The sequence below is a fragment of the Nocardiopsis mwathae genome (assembly GCF_014201195.1).
Classification (GTDB): Bacteria; Actinomycetota; Actinomycetes; order Streptosporangiales; family Streptosporangiaceae; genus Nocardiopsis_C; species Nocardiopsis_C mwathae.
The window spans coordinates 1,531,252-1,549,816 of sequence record NZ_JACHDS010000001.1; the positions used below are offsets into that span (position 1 = coordinate 1,531,252).

The window sequence follows — 18,565 nt, forward strand, 5'->3', positions numbered from 1 at the left end:
CTCAGGGGCGAGCGCGAACGCGCTCGCCCTTTTTCCGTTGATCTCGGAGATACTGGGGTGAAAATCGCGTGGGAGACCCCACTATCTCCGAGATCAACGAAGGGGCGGTGGCTCGCCGGCGAACCGTCAGTGGTTCACGGCGTACAGGCCCGGCCCCAGCTCGCTGACGATGTCGTCGTCTCCGCGCTTGGCCAGCCGCTCCAGCAGGGCCTGCGGCTCGGCCGGGACCTCCTCGCCCTCCGGGCTGATCCGGTGCGCGATGATCTTCATCGCCTCCTCGGTGGTGGCCGGGGCGGTGTATCCGATGAGGTGCAGCGCCCGGCTCGTTGGCGTGTGGTCGCCCAGGGTGTCGGCCGGGAGCCGCCGCGCGTCGAGGCGGTCGCCGTTGACGGTCATGAAGACGCGGTCGCCGGGCTGCGCGGACAGGCGGCGCAGCAGCGGGCGCAGCGAGTCGAACGCGGGCTGGTCGCGCCAGACCAGCACGAGCAGGTCGGCGCCGGGGGCGGTCAGGCACAGCAGGCGCCCCGGCCGCAGGCCCAGGTGGGTGGCGTAGCCGGGGGGTACGGTCACCGGCGCCCCGTTGAGGTGGTCGGCGGTGACGTCCACCCGGTGCCACCACCGGCCGTCGGGCGCGCGGAAGCAGCGCGCCGAGGTCTCCACCCCGGGCAGCGACGCCTGGGTGTCCGCGGCGGCGGGTGCCGGGGCCGTCTGCCGCTGCCCGGGTGCCGGCCGGCGCCGGATGGGCAGCCCGTTGGTGGTGGTCGACCCGTCGGCGGCCTGGTGCATGCCGGCGTGGCCGCCGCCCGCGGCCTGCGGCGGGGGTTCGATCGGCGTGGCCGGGTCGACCAGCACCTGGCCGTCGCGGATGCTCACACCGGGGGTGCTGAGCAGCCACGCGCGCAGCGACTGCTGCCGGATGCCGAGGCGGCCGAGCCGGATCCCGGCCTCGGTCAGGCTGGGTGCGTCGCCCAGCATCTCGCGGGTCTGCCAGCGCAGCCGCTGCGGGTCCTCGGTGACCAGCCAGCCGTTGTGCAGGCGGCGGTCGGTGAACAGGGTGATGACGACCCGCCACAGCGGGGTGCGCAGCGTGGGCACCTCCGCGGGGTGGTCGGGGTGCGCGCTGATCAGGTGGTCGATGGTGGTGGCGGTGCCGAGCCGGTCGGACAGGTCCCGCAGGTGCTTGGTGACGGGGGCGCCGGCCGACGATCCCAGCCATTGCAGCAGCCGTTCCTCGACACTGCGCTGTGCGTTGCGGATCTCGGCGATCTCGACGTGCACCTGGTCGGCCAGCAGGCGGATGCTCACCGGGTCCGCGGCGAACAGGCGCTCGGCGGCGACCGTGCGCTCCAGTTCGTCCCAGCCGCGGAAGAGGTCCTCCAGCAGGTCGACCAACGGGTGCGTGCCGAGTTCGGGGGCGCCCTGGGCGCAGGTGGGGCCGGGCGCGGCCGCGTTCTTGGTCGGGTTGAAGGACGGGCGGCGCGAGCCGTCGCGGCCCAGCAGCGCGTTGCGGCGCTTGGCGAGTTTGCCGGACAGGGAGGCGGCGGTGGCCGGGGCGGGCTGCTGGTCGTCGCTGCCGCCGGACTCCTCCTCGCTGCGCTGTGCGCGCAGCGCCCGCAGCGTGCGGATCGCGCGTGAGGCCGGGGTCTGCGGTGCCTCCTGCGCGCCGCCGGGCCCGGCGGCGCAGTCGGCTCCCGTGGCCGTGGCCAGGTAGGACAGGGCGTTGTGCACGTGCTCCGGAGCCGAGGCGGGAATCCAGTGGGTGACCGCGCGCACGGCCTCGATCACCAGGGCGGGGGAGGGGGCCGGTGTACGCACGGCGTCGCCGGTGAAGGGCTGCAGGGCCTGCCAGGCGGCCGTGCTGACGACGTCGGTGATGCCGCACTCGCCGTGCGGGAACCATCCGGCCATGGTCTCGGGTGTGGAGGACACCAGCTGGTCCCAGCCGCCGGCCGTGGCCAGGACGGCGCTGCGCACGGGCTCGGCGATGTCGTCCACGTCCAGCGGGCATTCGCGCAGGGTGGGCAGGAAGTCGCCGAGTTCGAGGTAGGGCCAGTGCTCGGTGGAGAGCCGGGCCAGGCAGTGCGCCAGCCAGGTAGGACCCGCGATGTCCAGGACCCGGGCCAGAGGGAGGGACCGCCACCATCCGTCGACCAGCCGGGCATGCCGCAGCACAGGAGAGACGTCCGCGGGGTTGCTCCAGCGCAGGGCGGGCGCGAGGTCGGTGAGGCAGATCGGGGAGATGGCGTTCATCTGCGGAAGACCTCGACCTCCAGGCTGTCGGCTCGTGAACATGAAGGGGACCGCACGGGCATTCGGCTAGTGCCCCACATTACGCGTCCTCGGCCGGGGTGGCGGACCAAGTCGCTCCAATGGTCGCCAGCAGCGACGATGGCGTCGCCCTGCGCACTTCCCGGTGATCGTACGTCGGTCCGTGTCTCCTGGGTAGTCCCCGCTGCCGGATCGGCCGGACCGACGAGGCGATTCCCGGGGCGGCGGCGCGTGCCCCGGGTGACGGAGCGGGATGGCCGCCGGGGGAATCGGGCGCCGCCAGGGGCGGCTTCCCCAGGCGAAATATGTCATAGGTCACATCTGCTGGCCGGGGCCGGTCACGTGCACGCCTGGCAGAAGCGACATCACGTGTGATATTCCACCGCAGCGCTCTTCGCGGTCGGCCCATCGGATCCCGGAACGGATCCCCGGCGGGTCGGCGCGCGGTCGTCGGCGGCGCAGGGGCAGGGCCTGTACCGCCACGTGGCGGCGGTCGGCGGTATGCTGGTCGGGCACGCCGCCGTATCCCCAGTGGCGTCCGCTCGCGGTCGGTGCGAAGAGGGCTCCTGGCAGGCCAAGTCCACGACGTTTCCGTGCGCGTCAACGCGGATTGGGCGTGCCGTACGCACGGGTCGAGCCGCACGATTGGTAGTACGTGACTGACCTGGAGATGAACCCCCTCCGTGGCGACCGCCCGGAGAGCACCCCGGCCATTGGCTCCTATATCGCCATAGGGGACAGCATCACCGAAGGCCTCGATGATCCCGGGCCCGACGGCGAGTACCGCGGCTTCGCCGACCGCCTTGCCGCGCACCTCGCCGGCGGCGTGTCCGACTTCCGCTACGCGAATCTCGCGGTGCGCGGGCGCCGCGTGCGGCACATCTTCGGCGAACAGCTCGACCACACCCTGGCCTGCCTGCCGGACCTGGTGACGGTGCACGCCGGAGGCAACGACGTGCTGCGCCCCAACACCGACCTGGACGTGCTCGCCGCGGACTTCGAGCGCGGAATCCGGAGGCTGCAGGAGGCCGGGATCCGCCCCGTCATCCTCTCCGGCCACGACACCGGCTGGATCCCGGTACTGCGCGCCTACCGCGGCCGGATCGCGGTGTTCAGCATGCACCTGCGCCGTATCGCCGAGCGGACCGGCGCCGACATCGTCGACCTGTGGGCGATGGAGTCCCTCAACGACCCGCGCGCCTGGAGCGTGGACCGGCTGCACCTCAACTCCACCGGCCACCGGATCGTCGCCGCGCGCATCGCCGATCTCCTGGGTGCCCCCATGGGGCCGCAGGAGATGTGGGAGCGCCCCTGGGACACCCCGCCGCCGCAGCTGCCCCGGATCCTGCGCCGCCGCGAGACGCTGCGCTGGACCCGCGAGCACCTGGTCCCGTGGCTCAGCCGCCGCGCCCTGGGCCGCTCATCGGGCGACGGCCGCATGCCCAAGCGCCCCGAACTCACCGAACTCAACGGCGACCTGGGCGCCGACCGCTGGCACCTGTCCTAAGGTGTCCTAAGGCGTGTGCCGCGGAGGCTCGCCGGTCGGCGAGCGCCGTCGCGGCGGCCGGGAGCACCCCTTACAGGGGGATGTTGCCATGGGCGCCCCGGGCAGCGGGGGCGGTGGAGATGGCCTGGGCCAGGGCGCTTCGGGTGCGGGCCGGATCGATGACCTCGTCGACGACCCCGAGGTCGCGGGCGCGCTCCAGGCCGCCGGCCTCCTTCTCCTGCTCGGCGGCGAGAGCCTGCTCCAGCGCGGGGCGCTCCTCCTCCGGGACGGCGGCGAGCTTCTTGCGGTGCAGGATGCGCACCGCCGCGACCGGGCCCATCACCGCGATCTCCGCGGTCGGCCACGCCAGCACCCGGGTGGCGCCCAGGGACCGGGAGTTCATCGCGATGTAGGCGCCGCCGTAGGACTTGCGCGTCACCAGGGTCACCCGCGCCACGGTGGCCTCGGCGAACGCGTGCAGCAGTTTGGCGCCGCGGCGCACCACGCCGTCCCACTCCTGGCCGACGCCGGGCAGGTACCCGGGCACGTCGACCAGCACCACCAGCGGCACGCCGAACGAGTCGCACATCCGCACGAAGCGCGCCGCCTTCTCCGCCGACTTGGAGTCCAGGCACCCGCCCAGCCGTAGCGGGTTGTTGGCGATCACGCCCACCGTGCGCCCGCCGAGCCGGCCCAGCGCCGTGACGATGTTCGGCGCCCATTTGGCCTGCAGCTCGATCGCGCCCTCGCCGATCGGTGCGTCCAGTACACGGTTCACCAGCGGCTTCACGTCGTAGGCCCGCCGCGGCGACTCCGGCAGGACGTCGCTGAGGTCGGCGTCGGCGACGTCGTCGAGGCGCAGCTGGCCCTGGTGGCCGAGCAGCAAGGCCAGCTCGCGGCCCCTGACCATCGCCGCGGTGTCGTCCGGTGCGGTCAGGTGGACCACACCACTGCGGCGGCCGTGGGCGTCGGCGCCCCCCAGCTCCTCGGCGGTGATCTCCTCGCCGGTGACGCTGCGCACCACGTCGGGGCCGGTCACGAACACCTTGCCGCGCTCGGACATGACCACGATGTCGGTCAGCGCCGGGCCGTAGGCGGCACCGCCGGCAGCCGCGCCGAGCACGACCGAGATCTGCGGGACGACGCCGGAGGCCCTGGTCATCGCCGCGAACACGCGGCCGACGGCGTGCAGGCTCTCCACCCCTTCGGCGAGCCGCGCACCGCCCGAGTGCCACAGGCCGATGACGGGCATCCGCTCGCGCACCGCGTGCTCGTAGGCGGCCTCGATGGCCGCGCACCCCGCGGTGCCCATGGCGCCGCCCTGGATACGGGCGTCGTTGGCGAAGGCGACGGCGGGCATGCCGTTGATCCGGCCGAGGGCGGCCAGCGCGGCGCTGTCGTCCTCGGCGGTGAGCAGCCGCAGCGACCCCTCGTCGAAGAACGCGGCCAGCCGCAGGCGCGGTGTGCGCGGGTCCTCGGCGGCGGTCGCCGTCGGCGTCCCCGCCACTCTGCTGTCGGTCACGGTCATGGGGCCGACTCCTTCTGATGGAAGCGGGCGATGGTGAACCGGTCGGAGCCGCCGATGCGCGTCCGCGGGCTCCGCGGGAGCACGGGGTGGTCGCTTGCGGTCACCGCGGAACGTTCGGACGTGTCGTGCCGGCGGTGGGTGATCGGCGGAGGGTCGGCGCGACTCGGTGGGGTCGTCAGGGTCCACCTCCCGACGGCCGGTGCGGTCCCCGGCACGGCCGTCGGGAGGGGACGTCTCAGGGGCGGCGGAAGATGGTGCAGATGTTGTGGCCGCCGAAGCCGAAGGACTCGTTGAGCGCGGCGACCGGTCCGGCGGGCAGGTCGCGCGGCTTGTCCCGGACGATGTCCACCTGGACGCCGGGGTCGAGTTCCTCGATGTTGGTGGTCGCGGGGATCACGCCCTCGTGCAGGGCCAGGATGGTGGCGATGGCCTCGACCGCGCCCGCGCCGCCGAGCAGGTGCCCCGTCATGGACTTGGTGGAGGTGACCGCCACCTGGTCCGCGGCGTCGCCGAGCGCCGCGCGGATCGCGACGGTCTCGCCGACGTCGCCCGTGGGCGTGGAGGTCGCGTGCGCGTTGATGTGCGCGATGTCGCTCGGCTTGAGGTCGGCGTCGGCCAGCGCCTGGGTGATGGCGCGGGCCTGCCCGACGCCCTCCGGGTCGGGCTGGACGATGTCGTGGGCGTCGTCGGTGTAGCCGACACCCGCGGCCACGGAGTAGACGCGCGCGCCGCGCGCGGCGGCGTGCTCGGCCGACTCCAGCACGATGATCCCGGCACCCTCGCCCATGACGAACCCGTCGCGGTCGACGTCCCACGGGCGGGAGGCGTGCTGCGGGTCGTCGTTGCGGGTCGACAGGGCCCGCATGGACGCGAACGACGCGATGTTCAGCGGGTGGATGGCCGCCTCGGTGCCGCCGGCGATGACGACGTCGGCACGGCCGTCGCGGATCATTCTGATGGCGTCGGCGATGGCCTCGGAGCTGGAGGCGCAGGCACTCACCGGTGCGTGCGCGCCGGCCCGGGCGCTGAACTCCAGGGCGACGGCGGCGGACGGGCTGTTGGGCATGAGCATCGGCACCGTGAACGGCGAGACGCGCTTCCAGCCGCGCTCGCGGAAGGTGTCGTACTGCTCCAGGATGGTCAGGATGCCGCCGATGCCGCTGGAGACGACGACGCCCAGGCGGACCGGGTCCACCGCGGGGGCGCCTGCGTCCTCCCACGCCTCCTGGGCGGCGATCAGTGCGAACTGCTGCGTCCGGTCGAGCTTGCGCAGCCGCTGCCGGGGCAGCTTCTCGGCGGGTTCCACGGCGATCCGGCCGGCGAAGTGGACCGGGAGCCGGTCCTTCCAGTCCTCGGGAAGCTCGGTGATGCCCGACCGACCTTCGAGGAGGGCCGACCAGGTCGTGGTGACGTCACCCCCCAGCGGGGTGGTGGCGCCCAGGCCAGTGACGACGACATCGGTGGTACTCATCGGCCTATCGCCCTCTCGTCTCGTTGGTCGGTTCGCCCGGCGGGGTCGCGGCGGGGAACGGGTCGGATGGTCGGGGCCCGCCGGCGGGGGGTGGGCCGGCGGGCTCGGGACGGGCGCGGCGGCATCGGCGCCGCGACCCGTCGCGGGGACTACTTCTGGATGAAGGTGATGACGTCCTGGACCGTCTTGAGGTCCTTGAGCTGGTCGTCGGGGATCTCGACGCCGAACTTGTCCTGCGCGGCCACGGCGATCTCGACCATGGACAGGGAGTCGATGTCGAGGTCGTCGACGAAGCTCTTGTCCGGGGTGACGTCCCCCGCGGGCACACCCGCGATCTCGTCGACGATCTCGCCGATGCCGGCCAGGATGTCCTGCTCGGTGTGAGCCATTTCGGGTTGCTCCTTACGTTGGTACTACTGCGATGCGGTGAAAACGTTCGCCGTGGGGGCCGGGCGCGCACGCCGGAGGCCAGGGGTCCACGGAGGGTCAGGGAATCTCCAGCACCTGTGCCGCATAGGTCAGGCCGGCGCCGTATCCCAGGGTCAGCACCCGTCCTCCGGACGGCAGCTCGCCGCGCCCGATCATGCGCGAGAGCGCCAGCGGGACGGAGGCGGAGGAGGTGTTGCCCGCAGTGACGATATCGCGAGCGATGATCGCCTGCGGTGCCCCGAGCTTGCGGGCGATCGACTCCACGATGCGCAGGTTCGCCTGGTGCGGGACGAAGGCGGTGAGTTCGCCCGGCTCCACCCCGGCGCGCTCCATGGCGTCGAGCGCCACCTGGTAGAGCTCGGTGGTGGTCCACCGGAAGACCGCCTGGCCCTCCTGGTAGAGGTACTTGTGGTCGCGCAGGTAGATCTTGTCCGCGCGTTCGCCGGAGCTGCCCCAGACCACCGGGCCGATGCCGACGGTGTCGGAGGCGCCGACCACGGCCGCGCCCGCGCCGTCGGCGAAGATGACGCAGGTGGAGCGGTCGGTCCAGTCGACCCACTCGGACAGCTTCTCCGAGCCGATGACCAGCGCGTTTCGTGCCGACCCGGCCCGGACCTGGTCGGCGGCCACGCTCAGCGCGTAGCAGAACCCGGCGCAGGCGGCGTTGATGTCGAACGCGCCGGGGGCGGTGATGCCCAGCCGCGCGGCGACGGTGGCGGCGGCGTTGGGGATCTGGTCGGTCTGGGTGCAGGTCGCGACGATCACCAGGTCGATGTCGTCGGGGGTGAGCCCGCTGGTGGCGAGCGCCTTGCCGGCGGCGATGCACGCCATGCTCTCGACGGTCTCCTCGGCCCCGGCGATGCGGCGCTCGCTGATGCCGACACGGCTGCGGATCCACTCATCGGAGGTGTCCACCCGGCGTGCGAGGTCGTCGTTGGTGACGACGTTGCTCGGCTGGTACTCGCCCAGGCCCAGTACGCGTGCTCCGGGGGCCATCGGGGACTGCTGCAGCATGATCAGCGACCTTCCGGGTCGGCCGCCGGGCGTCCGGCGTGCTCCTCGATCAGCCGGCGCGCGGCTTCGAGGTCGTCAGGGGTCTTCACGGCCAGGCGTTCGACGCCGCGCATCGACCGCTTGGCCAGGCCGGTCAGCGTGCCCGCAGGGGGGAGCTCGATGAGCGCGGTGACGCCCAGGTCGAGCAGGGTCTGCGTGCAGGCGTCCCAGCGGACGGGGGAGCTGATCTGGGAGACGAGTCGGTCCAGGTACTCCCGGCCGTCGCCGACCACCGCCCCGTCGCGGTTGGACAGCAGGCGGACGCGGGCGTCGGCGGGTCTCATCCCGTCGGCGAGCCCTTGCACCTTCTGAACGGCGGGGGCCATGTGCGCGGTGTGGAAGGCCCCGGCCACCGACAGCGAGCGCAGCCGCGCCTTGGCGGGCGGTTCCGCCGCGAAGGCGTCGAGCTGCTCGGCGGTGCCGGCGGCGACGATCTGCCCGGCGCCGTTGTCGTTGGCGGGGGTGAGCCCGGCGGCCTCGATGGCGGCCAGGACCTCGTCGCGGTCGCCGCCGAGGACGGCGGTCATCCCCGTGGCGATGCCGGCCGAGGCCGCGGCCATGCTCCGCCCGCGCTCGGCGACCAGCGCGAGGGCGTCCTCGGGGCGCAGCACGCCGGCGATACCGGCGGCGGTGAACTCGCCGACGCTGTGCCCGGCGACGGCGTCGACGGCCTCGGGAGCCTTGTCCAGGTCGTCGAACAGGGCGAAGGCCGCGGCCAGTCCCGCGCCGACCAGAAGCGGCTGGGCGACGGCGGTATCGCGGATCTCGTCGGTGTCCGCGGTGGTGCCGTAGCGCGCCAGGTCGATCCCGGCGACGTCGGACCACTGCTCGAAACGCTCGGACATGCCGGGCAGTTCGAGCCAGGGAGCGAGAAAGCCGGGAACCTGGGCGCCTTGGCCAGGAGCAACGATTACAAGCACGACATCCACCTTGCCCTGTAGAAGATCGCCAGAATGATGGCGGTAGCCACGAAGTTTTCAAGATCGCGTTTGTGGATTACCTACAATAGGAGGCGTTGGAAGGGGGATCGGGGTGGAGCACGTCACGTTGTGACCGCTCGGTAGGGCATGCGCCCCCGCCGCGCCGCGCCCCGGACGGCCGAGGAACCGGCGTCCGCCGCCGGCGGCGGACCCCCGCCCGGAGGTCCGGCGCGGTGTGCGCCGCCGCGCCCGGCTGATGACACCCTGGAAAGCGTGACCACGGAACCCACGGAACACAGCGAACCGGTCGACCAGGAACGCCCCTCGGGCGACGACTCCCGGGTGCGGGCGGAGACCGCCCGGCGGCTGGAGCGCGCCATGGGCGCGCTCGGCACCGCCGCCGTCGCCCGGATGGAGAGCCGCCTGTCCTGGTTCCGGCAGATGTCGGCGGAGGACCGGTCCTGGGTGGGCCTGGTGGCCCAGTCGGGTGTGGCGGCGTTCGTCGAGTGGTTCAAGAAGTCCGGCAAGGGGCGTCCGGCGATCACCGTCGAGGTGTTCGGCACCGCGCCGCGCGAGCTCACCCGGTCGGTGACGCTGCAGCAGACGGTCGACATGCTGCGTGTGGTCATCGACGTGGTGGAGAACCAGGTCGACGAACTGGCCGCCCCCGGCGGCGAGCAGCAGCTGCGCGAGGCGGTGCTCCGCTACACCCGCGAGGTGGCGTTCAGCTCCGCCAAGATCTACGCCCGCGCGGCCGAGGCGCGCGGTGCCTGGGATGCCCGCCTGGAGGCGCTCATCGTCGACGCGCTGCTGCACGGCGACCGCGAGGAGGGACTGCAGACCTGGGGTGCCGCGCTGGGGTGGTCGCGCACGCCCGTCGTCGCCGTGGCCGGGGGGCTCGGCGAGCAGGGGGAGGCCGGACTGCTGGAGGACCTGCGCTCGGTCGCCCGCCGCGCCGGGCACGACGTCCTCGCCGGGGTCCAGGGGCAGCGCGTCATCGTGGTGATCGGCGTCAACGACAAGTACGCCGACGACTCCGACCCGATGGCGGCGGTGGAGCCGCTGACCGGCATCTTCGGGCCGGGGCCGGTGGTCGTCGGTCCTGCCGTCGCCGACCTGCGGGCCGCGGGGGAGTCCGTGGCCGCCGCCGTCAACGGGCTGCGCGCCGCCGTGGCCTGGCCCGACGCCCCGCGTCCGGTGCTCGCCGAGGACCTGCTGCCCGAACGGGCGCTGGAGGGGGACGGGTCCGCGCGCCGTCAGCTGGTGGAGGAGATCTACCTTCCGCTGCGCAACGCCGGCTCCCCGCTGCTGGACACGCTGTCGGTGTACCTGGAGTACGCCTCCTCGCTGGAGTCCACCGCGCGGATGCTGTTCGTGCACCCCAACACGGTGCGCTACCGGCTCAGCCGGATCGCGGAACTCACCGGCTACACCCCGTCCGACGGCCGGGGCTCGTTCGTGCTGCGGATCGCGGTGACGCTGGGGCGGCTCGCGGAGGGTACGGGCTCGGGGAGGTAGCCGGGATGCGGCCCTCGCGAGCGGGCCGGGAGGGCGGTGCGCCCGGCCGTCGTGGTCCAGGCGAAAATCCGGGGAATCGGACGCCGGAACCGGGAACCCCGTCGTGGTCCGGGACGTTGCCACACAAGCGGGTGTATCCGTCCTGACTGGATGGAACATCGCAGGTGGGCGCCGATGTGAGCGAACCAGAGCGAATCGCGCGCCTCCCGCGTCAACCGGGAGCGAAGCACAGGCGTCCACCTTCTGCGGGGGATTATCGGGCGATGGTGAATAGAGGGCCGAAAAGCGGATAACGTGACCCGTGAGCGGGTGTTCACGGGCTGAAGCGAGATTCGGCTTTCCCCTCCGGCCGGTGTGCAGGCGCCGGCCGCACCGTCGGCTCGGAGGGTCCCCTGCGCAGGAGCAAGAGGCCGCACGAGGTTTTGGGGGGTGCCATGGCAGAAATCGGCGCGGGCGTGAAGAAGCTGTACCGCAGATGGCAGGAGATCGTCCGAGAGCCGACGGAATCGGGACAACTGACGCGCCAGGTCCTCTTCTTCCTGCCGACCCCCATCCCCGTCCTCATTCTGACCGCGCTGGCCGTCGGTGGCAGCTGGTCGGCGTCGGGCTGGATGATCCTCCTCTCCGGATCCGTCGCCGTCGCCGCGATGCTGCTCGCCGTCGTCGTCCAACCGACCCCGCTGCCCGAAGGGCTGTCCGCCGACGCCTCCGTGCGGCGCTCCCTGCACCGCTTCCGGCAGATCACGGCGCTGCGCATCGCGCTGGCGCTCACCCCCGTCGCCGTCGGCGCCGGGGCCTCCATCGCCGGGGGCGGGCTGATGCCGCTCCTGGTCGCCCTGGCCCTGGCCTGGCCGCAGCTCGTGCTCGCATCCCCCATCTTCTTCACCATCACCCGGGCACGCCGCGCCATGGAGGCGTGGGGCACCAAGGCCTACCTGTGGGCGGCGCTCGCCCAGCCCGCGCCGGTGGAGTGGCCCGTCGCCACCGCGCTGATGGCCCGCTACCGCGCCTGGAAGGCGGAGCGCGCCGCAGCGACCGCGGGGCGGGAGGCCGGGACTCCGGCCGCGGGTGACGAGGGCGACGACGCGTCGGCGGAGGGATCCGGAACCGCGGGCGTCGGCGACACCGCGTCCGGTACCGGGGCCGTCGCCGACCTCCCCGAGCGTCTGGCGGTGCCCAGCAGCGAGCCCAAGCCCGAACCCGCCCAGCTGATCCCCGGGTTCGAGCTGCCGGCCGTGACGGCCCGCCGTGTCCTGCGCGGTGGCGGCGCACTGCGCCGCACCGTCCGCCAGGCACGGGGAGCCGGTCGGCGGCCCAAGACCAGGAGCTGACGGCGCCGGATCGAACCGCGCGGGGGACCGGGACATGACGTCCGGCCCGGTCCCCCGCCCTGTTCCGCCCCTCGCCCTTCCCTCCACCCCCTCGGCCGATTCCCCCCGCACCGCGACGCGTACGGTGCGGGCCCCCAGGGAACACCGTCACGCAGAGACGTCGGGGGAAAGGGGAGCGGCGTGTCCGCACGTGGCTGGCGGTTCTGGGTGGACCGCGGCGGCACCTTCACCGACATCGTCGCCCAGCGCCCGGACGGGCGCCTGGTCACCCACAAGCTGCTGTCGCAGGATCCCCGCCGCGACCGGGACGCCGCCGTCGCCGGGATCCGCGCTCTGCTCGGCCTCGGCGAGGACGCGCCCATTCCGGGGACGGCGGCCACCGCGGATCCGGACGGCGAGCCGATCCGCGTCGAGTCCGTGCGGATGGGGACCACCGTCGCCACCAACGCGCTGCTGGAACGCAAGGGCGAGCGCACCGCCCTGGTGATCACCCGCGGGTTCGCCGACGCCCTGCGCATCGGCTACCAGGACCGCCCGCGCATCTTCGACCGGCACATCGTCTTGCCCGAGCCGCTGCACGAGCGGGTGATCGAGACCGGCGAGCGCGTCATGGCCGACGGCACCGTCCTGCGCGGCCCCGACCTCGACCGGCTCGGCGCCGAGCTGGAGCGGGCGTACGCCGACGGGATCCGAGCGGTGGCGGTGGTGTGCATGCACGGCCACCTCCACCCCGACCACGAGCGGGCGATCGGCGCACTCGCCGAGCGCGTCGGCTTCCCCCAGGTGTCGCTGTCCAGCGAGGTCAGCCCGTTGATGAAGCTGGTGTCGCGCGGCGACACCACGACCCTGGACGCCTACCTCTCACCCGTGCTGCGCCGCTACGTCGACCGCGTGGCCGCGCAGATGCACGGCGTGCGGCTGATGTTCATGCAGTCCAACGGGGGGCTGGCCGAGGCCGGGCACTTCCGGGGCAAGGACGCCATCCTCTCCGGCCCGGCCGGGGGCATCGTCGGCATGGTGCGCGTGTCCCGGATGGCGGGGTTCTCCCGCATCATCGGCTTCGACATGGGCGGCACCTCCACCGACGTGTCGCACTGGGCAGGGGCCTATGAGCGGGTGTTCGACACCCGGGTGGCGGGAGTACGGCTGCGCGCCCCGATGCTGGACATCCACACCGTCGCGGCAGGCGGGGGGTCCGTCCTGCACTTCGACGGCAGCCGCTACCGGGTCGGGCCGGACTCGGCCGGAGCCGCTCCCGGCCCCGCCTGCTACCGCGCCGGAGGGCCGCTGACCGTCACCGACGCCAACGTCATGCTCGGCCGCATCCAGCCCGCGCACTTCCCCCGGGTGTTCGGGCCCGGCGGCGACCAGCCGATCGACGCCGAGACGGTGCGCCGCCGCTTCGCCGAGCTGGCCGCCGAGATCACCCGGGCGACCGGCGACGCGCGCTCACCCGAGCAGGTCGCCGAGGGCTACCTGCAGATCGCGGTGGCCAACATGGCCAACGCGGTCAAGCGCATCTCCGTGCAGAAGGGCCACGACGTCACCGGCTACGTGCTGACCACGTTCGGCGGCGCTGGCGGGCAGCACGCCTGCGCGGTGGCCGACTCACTGGGCATCTCCACCGTGCTCGTCCCGCCCATGGCCGGGGTGCTCTCGGCGCTCGGCATCGGCCTGGCCGACACCACCGCCATGCGCGAGCAGTCGGTCGAGGCGCCCTTGGCGGAGGAGGGGCTGCCGCGGATCACCGCGCTCGCCGACCGGCTGGCGGAGGAGACCGTGGGCGAGCTGCTGGACGAAGGCGTCCCCGAAGAGCGGATCACCGTGCTGCGTCGGGCGCGGCTGCGCTACGACGGCACCGACACCCCGGTCGACGCGGACCTGGCCGACGTGGACGCGATGGTCGCCGACTTCGAGGCCGAGCACCGCCGCACCTACTCGTTCCTGCTGGACCGGCGGCTCATCGTCGAGGCCGTCACGGTGGAGGCCGTCGGCCGCACCGACGAACCCGACCTGAGCCACCTGGGCCGGCCGCCCGAGGCCGACCGCTTCGGGGCGGCGACCTCCTCCGAACCGGAGATGGTGTGGCTGCACACGGGCGGGGCGTGGCGCAGGGCGCCGCTCTACCGCAGGTCCCACCTGAGCCCCGGGGCGCAGGTGATGGGTCCCGCGGTCATCTCCGAGGCCGATGCCACCACGGTCGTCGACGACGGGTGGCGGGCGGCGGCGACGGAGAGCGGCCACCTGATCGTCGAACGCGTCCGCGCCCGCGCCGACGCCGGTGTCGGCACCGCGGCCGACCCGGTGATGCTGGAGATCTTCAACAACCTCTTCATGTCGATCGCCGAGCAGATGGGCGCCCGGCTGGAGTCCACGGCCCAGTCGGTCAACATCAAGCAGCGCCTCGACTTCTCCTGCGCGCTGTTCGACCCCGAGGGCAACCTCATCGCCAACGCCCCGCACATGCCCGTGCACCTGGGCTCGATGGGCACCACCGTCAAGGAGGTCATCCGGCGCCGGGAGGGCGACATGCGCCCCGGCGACGTCTACGCGGTCAACGACCCTTACCACGGCGGCACCCACCTGCCCGACATCACCGTGGTGACGCCGGTCTTCGACGCGGGGCGGCCACCCGGCGCACCGACGCCGGGAGCGGCCGCCCCGGACGGCGGCGAGGTGCTGTTCTTCGTCGCCTCGCGCGGCCACCACGCCGAGATCGGCGGGCTCACCCCCGGGTCGATGCCGGCCACCAGCCGCGAGGTGCACGAGGAGGGCGTCCTGTTCGACGACCACCTGCTCGTGCGCGGCGGCGAGTTCCGCGAGGAGGCCACCCGGCGCCTGCTCACCGAGGCGCCCTACCCCTCCCGCGCGCCCGCGACCAACCTCGCCGACCTGCGCGCCCAGATCGCCGCCAACGCCAAGGGGGTCGAGGAGGTCGGCAGGATGATCGACCACTTCGGCCTGGACGTCGTGCAGGCCTACATGCGCCACGTCCAGGACAACGCCGAGGAGGCGGTCCGCCGCGTGATCGACGCCCTCGACGACGGCCGGTTCCGCTACGAGATGGACTCCGGCGCGGTGATCGCGGTGCGTGTGGCCGTGGACCGCGAGCGGCGCGCCGCGACGATCGACTTCACCGGTACGTCGCCGCAGCTCGGCACCAACTTCAACGCGCCGTCCTCGGTGGCGACCGCGGCCGTGCTCTACGTGTTCCGCACTCTGGTCGCCGACGACATCCCTCTCAACGACGGCTGCCTGAAACCGCTGCGCCTGGTCATCCCGGACGGGACGATGCTCTCGCCGGCCTACCCGGCCGCCGTCGTCGCCGGGAACGTCGAGACCTCCCAGGCGATCACCGGCGCCCTGTACGCGGCGCTGGGTGTGCAGGCCGAGGGGGCCGGGACGATGAACAACGTGACCTTCGGCAACGAGCGGCACCAGTACTACGAGACCGTCTCCTCCGGGGCGGGCGCCGGGGACGGGTTCGACGGCGCCTCGGTCGTGCAGACCCACATGACCAACTCCCGGCTGACCGACCCCGAGGTCCTGGAGTGGCGCTTCCCCGTGCTGCTGGAGGAGTTCCGGATCCGCCGTGGCAGCGGCGGCGCAGGCCGCTGGCGCGGCGGCGACGGTGCGGTGCGCCGCGTGCGCTTCCTGGAGCCGATGACCGTCAGCACCCTCAGCGGCCACCGCCGGCGGCCCCCCTACGGCCTGGCCGGAGGCTCCCCCGGAGCCCTGGGCCGCAACAGCGTCGAGCGCGCCGACGGCACGGTCGAACCCGTCGGCGGCTGCGCCTCGGTCGACATGCGCCCCGGCGACGTCCTGGTCATCGAGACCCCGGGCGGAGGCGGCTACGGGCCGGCGGATTCACCCGACTGACGCGCGGGGGTGGCGGCCGTGGGGCCTTCTCCCGCGATGATCATGGGATTGCATCCGATGGTGCCCGTTTTGCCGGATCGAACCCCATGGTCATTCACGGGAACCGGGCAAATCGGGCGTCGGGATGTTAGGGCTGTCCGCCACCCCCGATCAGGCGCGCCTGGAATCGACCCACCCGGCGACAGCCCTTCCCCGCGCCGGCACCCGCCCCGACCGCGGCGTGGCAGGTGCGCCCCACCCCGCTCCCGCCGTCGCTGCTGCTTTTCCCGCAGAACATCCCGCGCCGCGACCGCGGAGAAGGCCGCCCAGCAGACCCTCGATTCCCTTTCCTTTCCTTCCTCCTCGCCGATGATCTGACGGAGGGAGGTGGAATGTCAGGCGGGCTGCTCCAGTGCGGTGAAGGCGTCGACGAGCTGGCGTTCGGCGGCGTCGAAGTAGGCGGCGAGGAGGTCGGCCGCGCGGTCGGTGGCGCCGGTGCGCAGGAGGTCGTAGATCTCGCGGTTCCGGTCGAGGTAGGGAGCGTGGAACTCGCGGGGTGCGGCCATGATGTGGAAGACCAGCCGCAGTTCGGCCAGCAGCCGGTGGACGATCTCGTCGGTGCGGGGGCTGCCGGCGAGCCCCGCGATGGCCTGGTGGAAGCGCATGTTGGCGGTTCCCACGCCCCACCAGTCGCCCTTCTCCAGGGCGGCGGTGCCCTCGTCGACGGCGGCGCCGACGCGGGCGACCGCCTCCGGGGCGGCGCCGCCTGCCGCGCGCAGCGCCGAGAGCTCCAGGGCGCGCCGGACCCGGAACAGGTCGACGACGTCCGCGGCGGTCGGTTTGGCGACGAAGACGCCGCGGTTGAACTCGTGGACCAGCAGGCGCTCGTGGCTCAGCAGGCGGAAGGCCTCGCGCAGGGTGTTGCGGGAGACACCCAGTGCGGAACCGATGGCCTCCTCCGACAGCCGGGTGCCCGGGGCCATCGCGCCGTCGACGATGTGGGCGCGCAGCGCGTCGGCGACGCGTTCCGCGGTGCTCGACCGCTCCAGCGTGTCGCGGAAGCGCGTGAGCGCGTCGAATCCGTCGTCGATCACGGCCGCGTTCACTCCTTCGCCGTTGTGGTGGGGGATCGCCTTTCATTGTCGCCGATTCCGTCGCCGGGCGCGGACGGTCGGTGAACGTAGCGCCCCCGGGAACGGGGGGAGGGGCGGCGCGGGCCGGGGGCGATGCGCCGGTGTGTGTCGTGTGGCATAGGGGGGTGTGTCGCAATCGGCGTCGGCCATGTACTATGGCGTCGCTCACGCGATTGGAGGATTGTTGAACAATCCTCCAGAGTGTGGCGAGCAGTATCCCCCATCTCTTGAGTGCTCTCTCATCGGACCAAACCGCCGATCCGGCAGAAACGAGGGTCGCCATGGGCGAAACGCAGGCCCCCGCCCCCGCCCCCAGCCTCCGCGGCGCGGCCGCGCGCAGTACCCTCCTCGGCGCGATGTTCCTGATGGCCACCAGCGCCATCGGCCCCGGGTTCATCACCCAGACCACGCAGTTCACCGCGCAGCTCGGCGCCGCCTTCGCCTTCGCGATCCTCGTGTCGATCGTCATCGACATCGCCGTCCAGCTCAACCTCTGGCGGGTCATCGGCGTCGCCGGGGAACGCGCCCAGGACCTCGCCAACAAGGTGCTGCCCGGCGCCGGGTACGTTCTCGCCGGACTCGTCGTCTTCGGCGGCCTGGTGTTCAACATCGGCAACATCGGCGGGACCGCCCTCGGCCTCGACGCGCTCGCCGGCGTCGACGTCCGGGTCGGCGGCGCGGTCTCCGCGGCCATCGCCATCGCGATCTTCCTCAGCAAGCGCGCCGGGGTCGCCATGGACCGCATCATCGTGGTCCTGGGGCTGCTGATGATCGCGCTGACGCTGTATGTCGCCCTCGTCTCCCAGCCGCCCGTGGGTGAGGCGATGCGGAGTGCCGTCCTGCCCGGGACCATCGGACCGGACGGCTTCGTCGCGATCGTCACCATCGTCGGCGGTACCGTCGGCGGATACATCACCTACGCCGGGGCCCACCGGCTCGTCGACGCCGGCATCAGCGGCCCGGACAACGTCCGCGCCATCACCCGATCGTCGGTCATCGGCGTCATCGTCACCGGTGTGATGCGCGTCGTGCTCTTCCTCGCCGTGCTCGGCGTCGTCACCGGCGGCGCCTCACTCATCGGTGTCGACAACGCACCGGCGGCGGCCTTCTCGCACGCCGCCGGCGAGGTCGGGCTGCGCCTGTTCGGCGTGATCATGTGGGCCGCGGCGATCAGCTCCGTCATCGGGGCCTCCTACACCTCGGTCTCCTTCATCACCACGTTCTCCCCGAAGCTGGAGCAGCACCGCACCTGGGTGGTCGCCGGGTTCATCGCGGTGTCCGCCGCCGTCTACCTGCTCCTCGGCCAGGCGCCCGTCACCCTGCTCATCCTCGCCGGAGCGCTCAACGGGCTCATCCTCCCGGTCGGCATGGGGATCATGCTCTGGGTCGCCACGCGGCGCTCCGCCGACCTGCTGCACGGCTACCGCTACCCCTTCTGGCTGCTCGCCACCGGCTGGATCGCCTGGCTGATCACCGTCTACATCGCCTGGATGGCGCTGTCGGGCATCAGCGCCCTGTGGTCATGACGACGGCGCACCCCACCCACCACCGACCGACAAGGAGAACCGAC

The 18,565-nt window shown here is 72.9% G+C and carries 13 protein-coding genes; 5 read left to right on the top strand and 8 right to left on the bottom strand.

Annotated features, from left to right (window positions below; all coding sequences use genetic code 11):
- Window positions 1–126: 126 nt before the first annotated feature.
- Both HNR23_RS06185 and HNR23_RS06190 read right to left on the bottom strand, forming a co-directional pair.
- Window positions 127–2,250, bottom strand: a complete 2,124-nt coding sequence (locus HNR23_RS06185) for a hypothetical protein (protein ID WP_184074373.1) — start codon at window positions 2,248–2,250, stop codon at window positions 127–129.
- A gap of 333 nt (window positions 2,251–2,583) precedes the next feature.
- Window positions 2,584–2,784: a hypothetical protein gene (locus tag HNR23_RS06190; RefSeq protein ID WP_184074375.1), complete on the bottom strand. Its 201-nt coding sequence runs from the start codon at window positions 2,782–2,784 to the stop codon at window positions 2,584–2,586.
- A 208-nt stretch (window positions 2,785–2,992) separates the two neighbouring features.
- Here HNR23_RS06190 and HNR23_RS06195 point away from each other — a divergent pair, with 208 nt between their 5' ends.
- On the top strand, window positions 2,993–3,775 hold the full coding sequence (locus tag HNR23_RS06195; RefSeq protein WP_343070742.1) for an SGNH/GDSL hydrolase family protein: 783 nt from the start codon (window positions 2,993–2,995) through the stop codon (window positions 3,773–3,775).
- Between the two features lie 70 nt (window positions 3,776–3,845).
- Here HNR23_RS06195 and HNR23_RS06200 read toward each other — a convergent pair whose 3' ends face one another.
- From HNR23_RS06200 to HNR23_RS06220, 5 genes are all read right to left on the bottom strand, one after another.
- Window positions 3,846–5,282, bottom strand: a complete 1,437-nt coding sequence (locus HNR23_RS06200) for an acyl-CoA carboxylase subunit beta (protein WP_184074377.1) — start codon at window positions 5,280–5,282, stop codon at window positions 3,846–3,848.
- Window positions 5,283–5,517: 235 nt separating this feature from the next.
- Window positions 5,518–6,753: a beta-ketoacyl-ACP synthase II gene (fabF, locus tag HNR23_RS06205; RefSeq protein ID WP_184074379.1), complete on the bottom strand. Its 1,236-nt coding sequence runs from the start codon at window positions 6,751–6,753 to the stop codon at window positions 5,518–5,520.
- 149 nt (window positions 6,754–6,902) lie between these two features.
- Window positions 6,903–7,142, bottom strand: coding sequence for an acyl carrier protein (locus HNR23_RS06210; RefSeq protein ID WP_184074381.1), 240 nt, complete (start codon window positions 7,140–7,142; stop codon window positions 6,903–6,905).
- Between the two features lie 97 nt (window positions 7,143–7,239).
- A complete protein-coding gene (locus HNR23_RS06215; RefSeq protein ID WP_184074383.1) occupies window positions 7,240–8,196 on the bottom strand; it encodes a beta-ketoacyl-ACP synthase III in 957 nt (318 codons plus the stop codon).
- Window positions 8,197–8,198: 2 nt separating this feature from the next.
- Entirely contained in the window at window positions 8,199–9,080 is an 882-nt protein-coding gene (locus HNR23_RS06220; RefSeq protein ID WP_221308040.1) for an ACP S-malonyltransferase, read from the bottom strand.
- Window positions 9,081–9,428: 348 nt separating this feature from the next.
- Between HNR23_RS06220 and HNR23_RS06225 the strand changes: the two genes are divergently transcribed.
- From HNR23_RS06225 to HNR23_RS27400, 3 genes are all read left to right on the top strand, one after another.
- Window positions 9,429–10,673, top strand: a complete 1,245-nt coding sequence (locus tag HNR23_RS06225; RefSeq protein WP_184074387.1) for a helix-turn-helix domain-containing protein — start codon at window positions 9,429–9,431, stop codon at window positions 10,671–10,673.
- Between the two features lie 434 nt (window positions 10,674–11,107).
- A complete protein-coding gene (locus HNR23_RS06230; protein ID WP_184074389.1) occupies window positions 11,108–12,004 on the top strand; it encodes a hypothetical protein in 897 nt (298 codons plus the stop codon).
- Between the two features lie 180 nt (window positions 12,005–12,184).
- On the top strand, window positions 12,185–15,883 hold the full coding sequence (locus HNR23_RS27400; RefSeq protein WP_184074391.1) for a hydantoinase B/oxoprolinase family protein: 3,699 nt from the start codon (window positions 12,185–12,187) through the stop codon (window positions 15,881–15,883).
- A 374-nt stretch (window positions 15,884–16,257) separates the two neighbouring features.
- Here the strand turns inward: HNR23_RS27400 and HNR23_RS06240 are convergent, their stop codons facing one another.
- A complete protein-coding gene (locus tag HNR23_RS06240) occupies window positions 16,258–16,953 on the bottom strand; it encodes a GntR family transcriptional regulator (RefSeq protein ID WP_394353811.1) in 696 nt (231 codons plus the stop codon).
- A 323-nt stretch (window positions 16,954–17,276) separates the two neighbouring features.
- Between HNR23_RS06240 and HNR23_RS06245 the strand changes: the two genes are divergently transcribed.
- Window positions 17,277–18,521, top strand: a complete 1,245-nt coding sequence (locus HNR23_RS06245; RefSeq protein WP_184074395.1) for an NRAMP family divalent metal transporter — start codon at window positions 17,277–17,279, stop codon at window positions 18,519–18,521.
- Window positions 18,522–18,565: the final 44 nt, after the last annotated feature.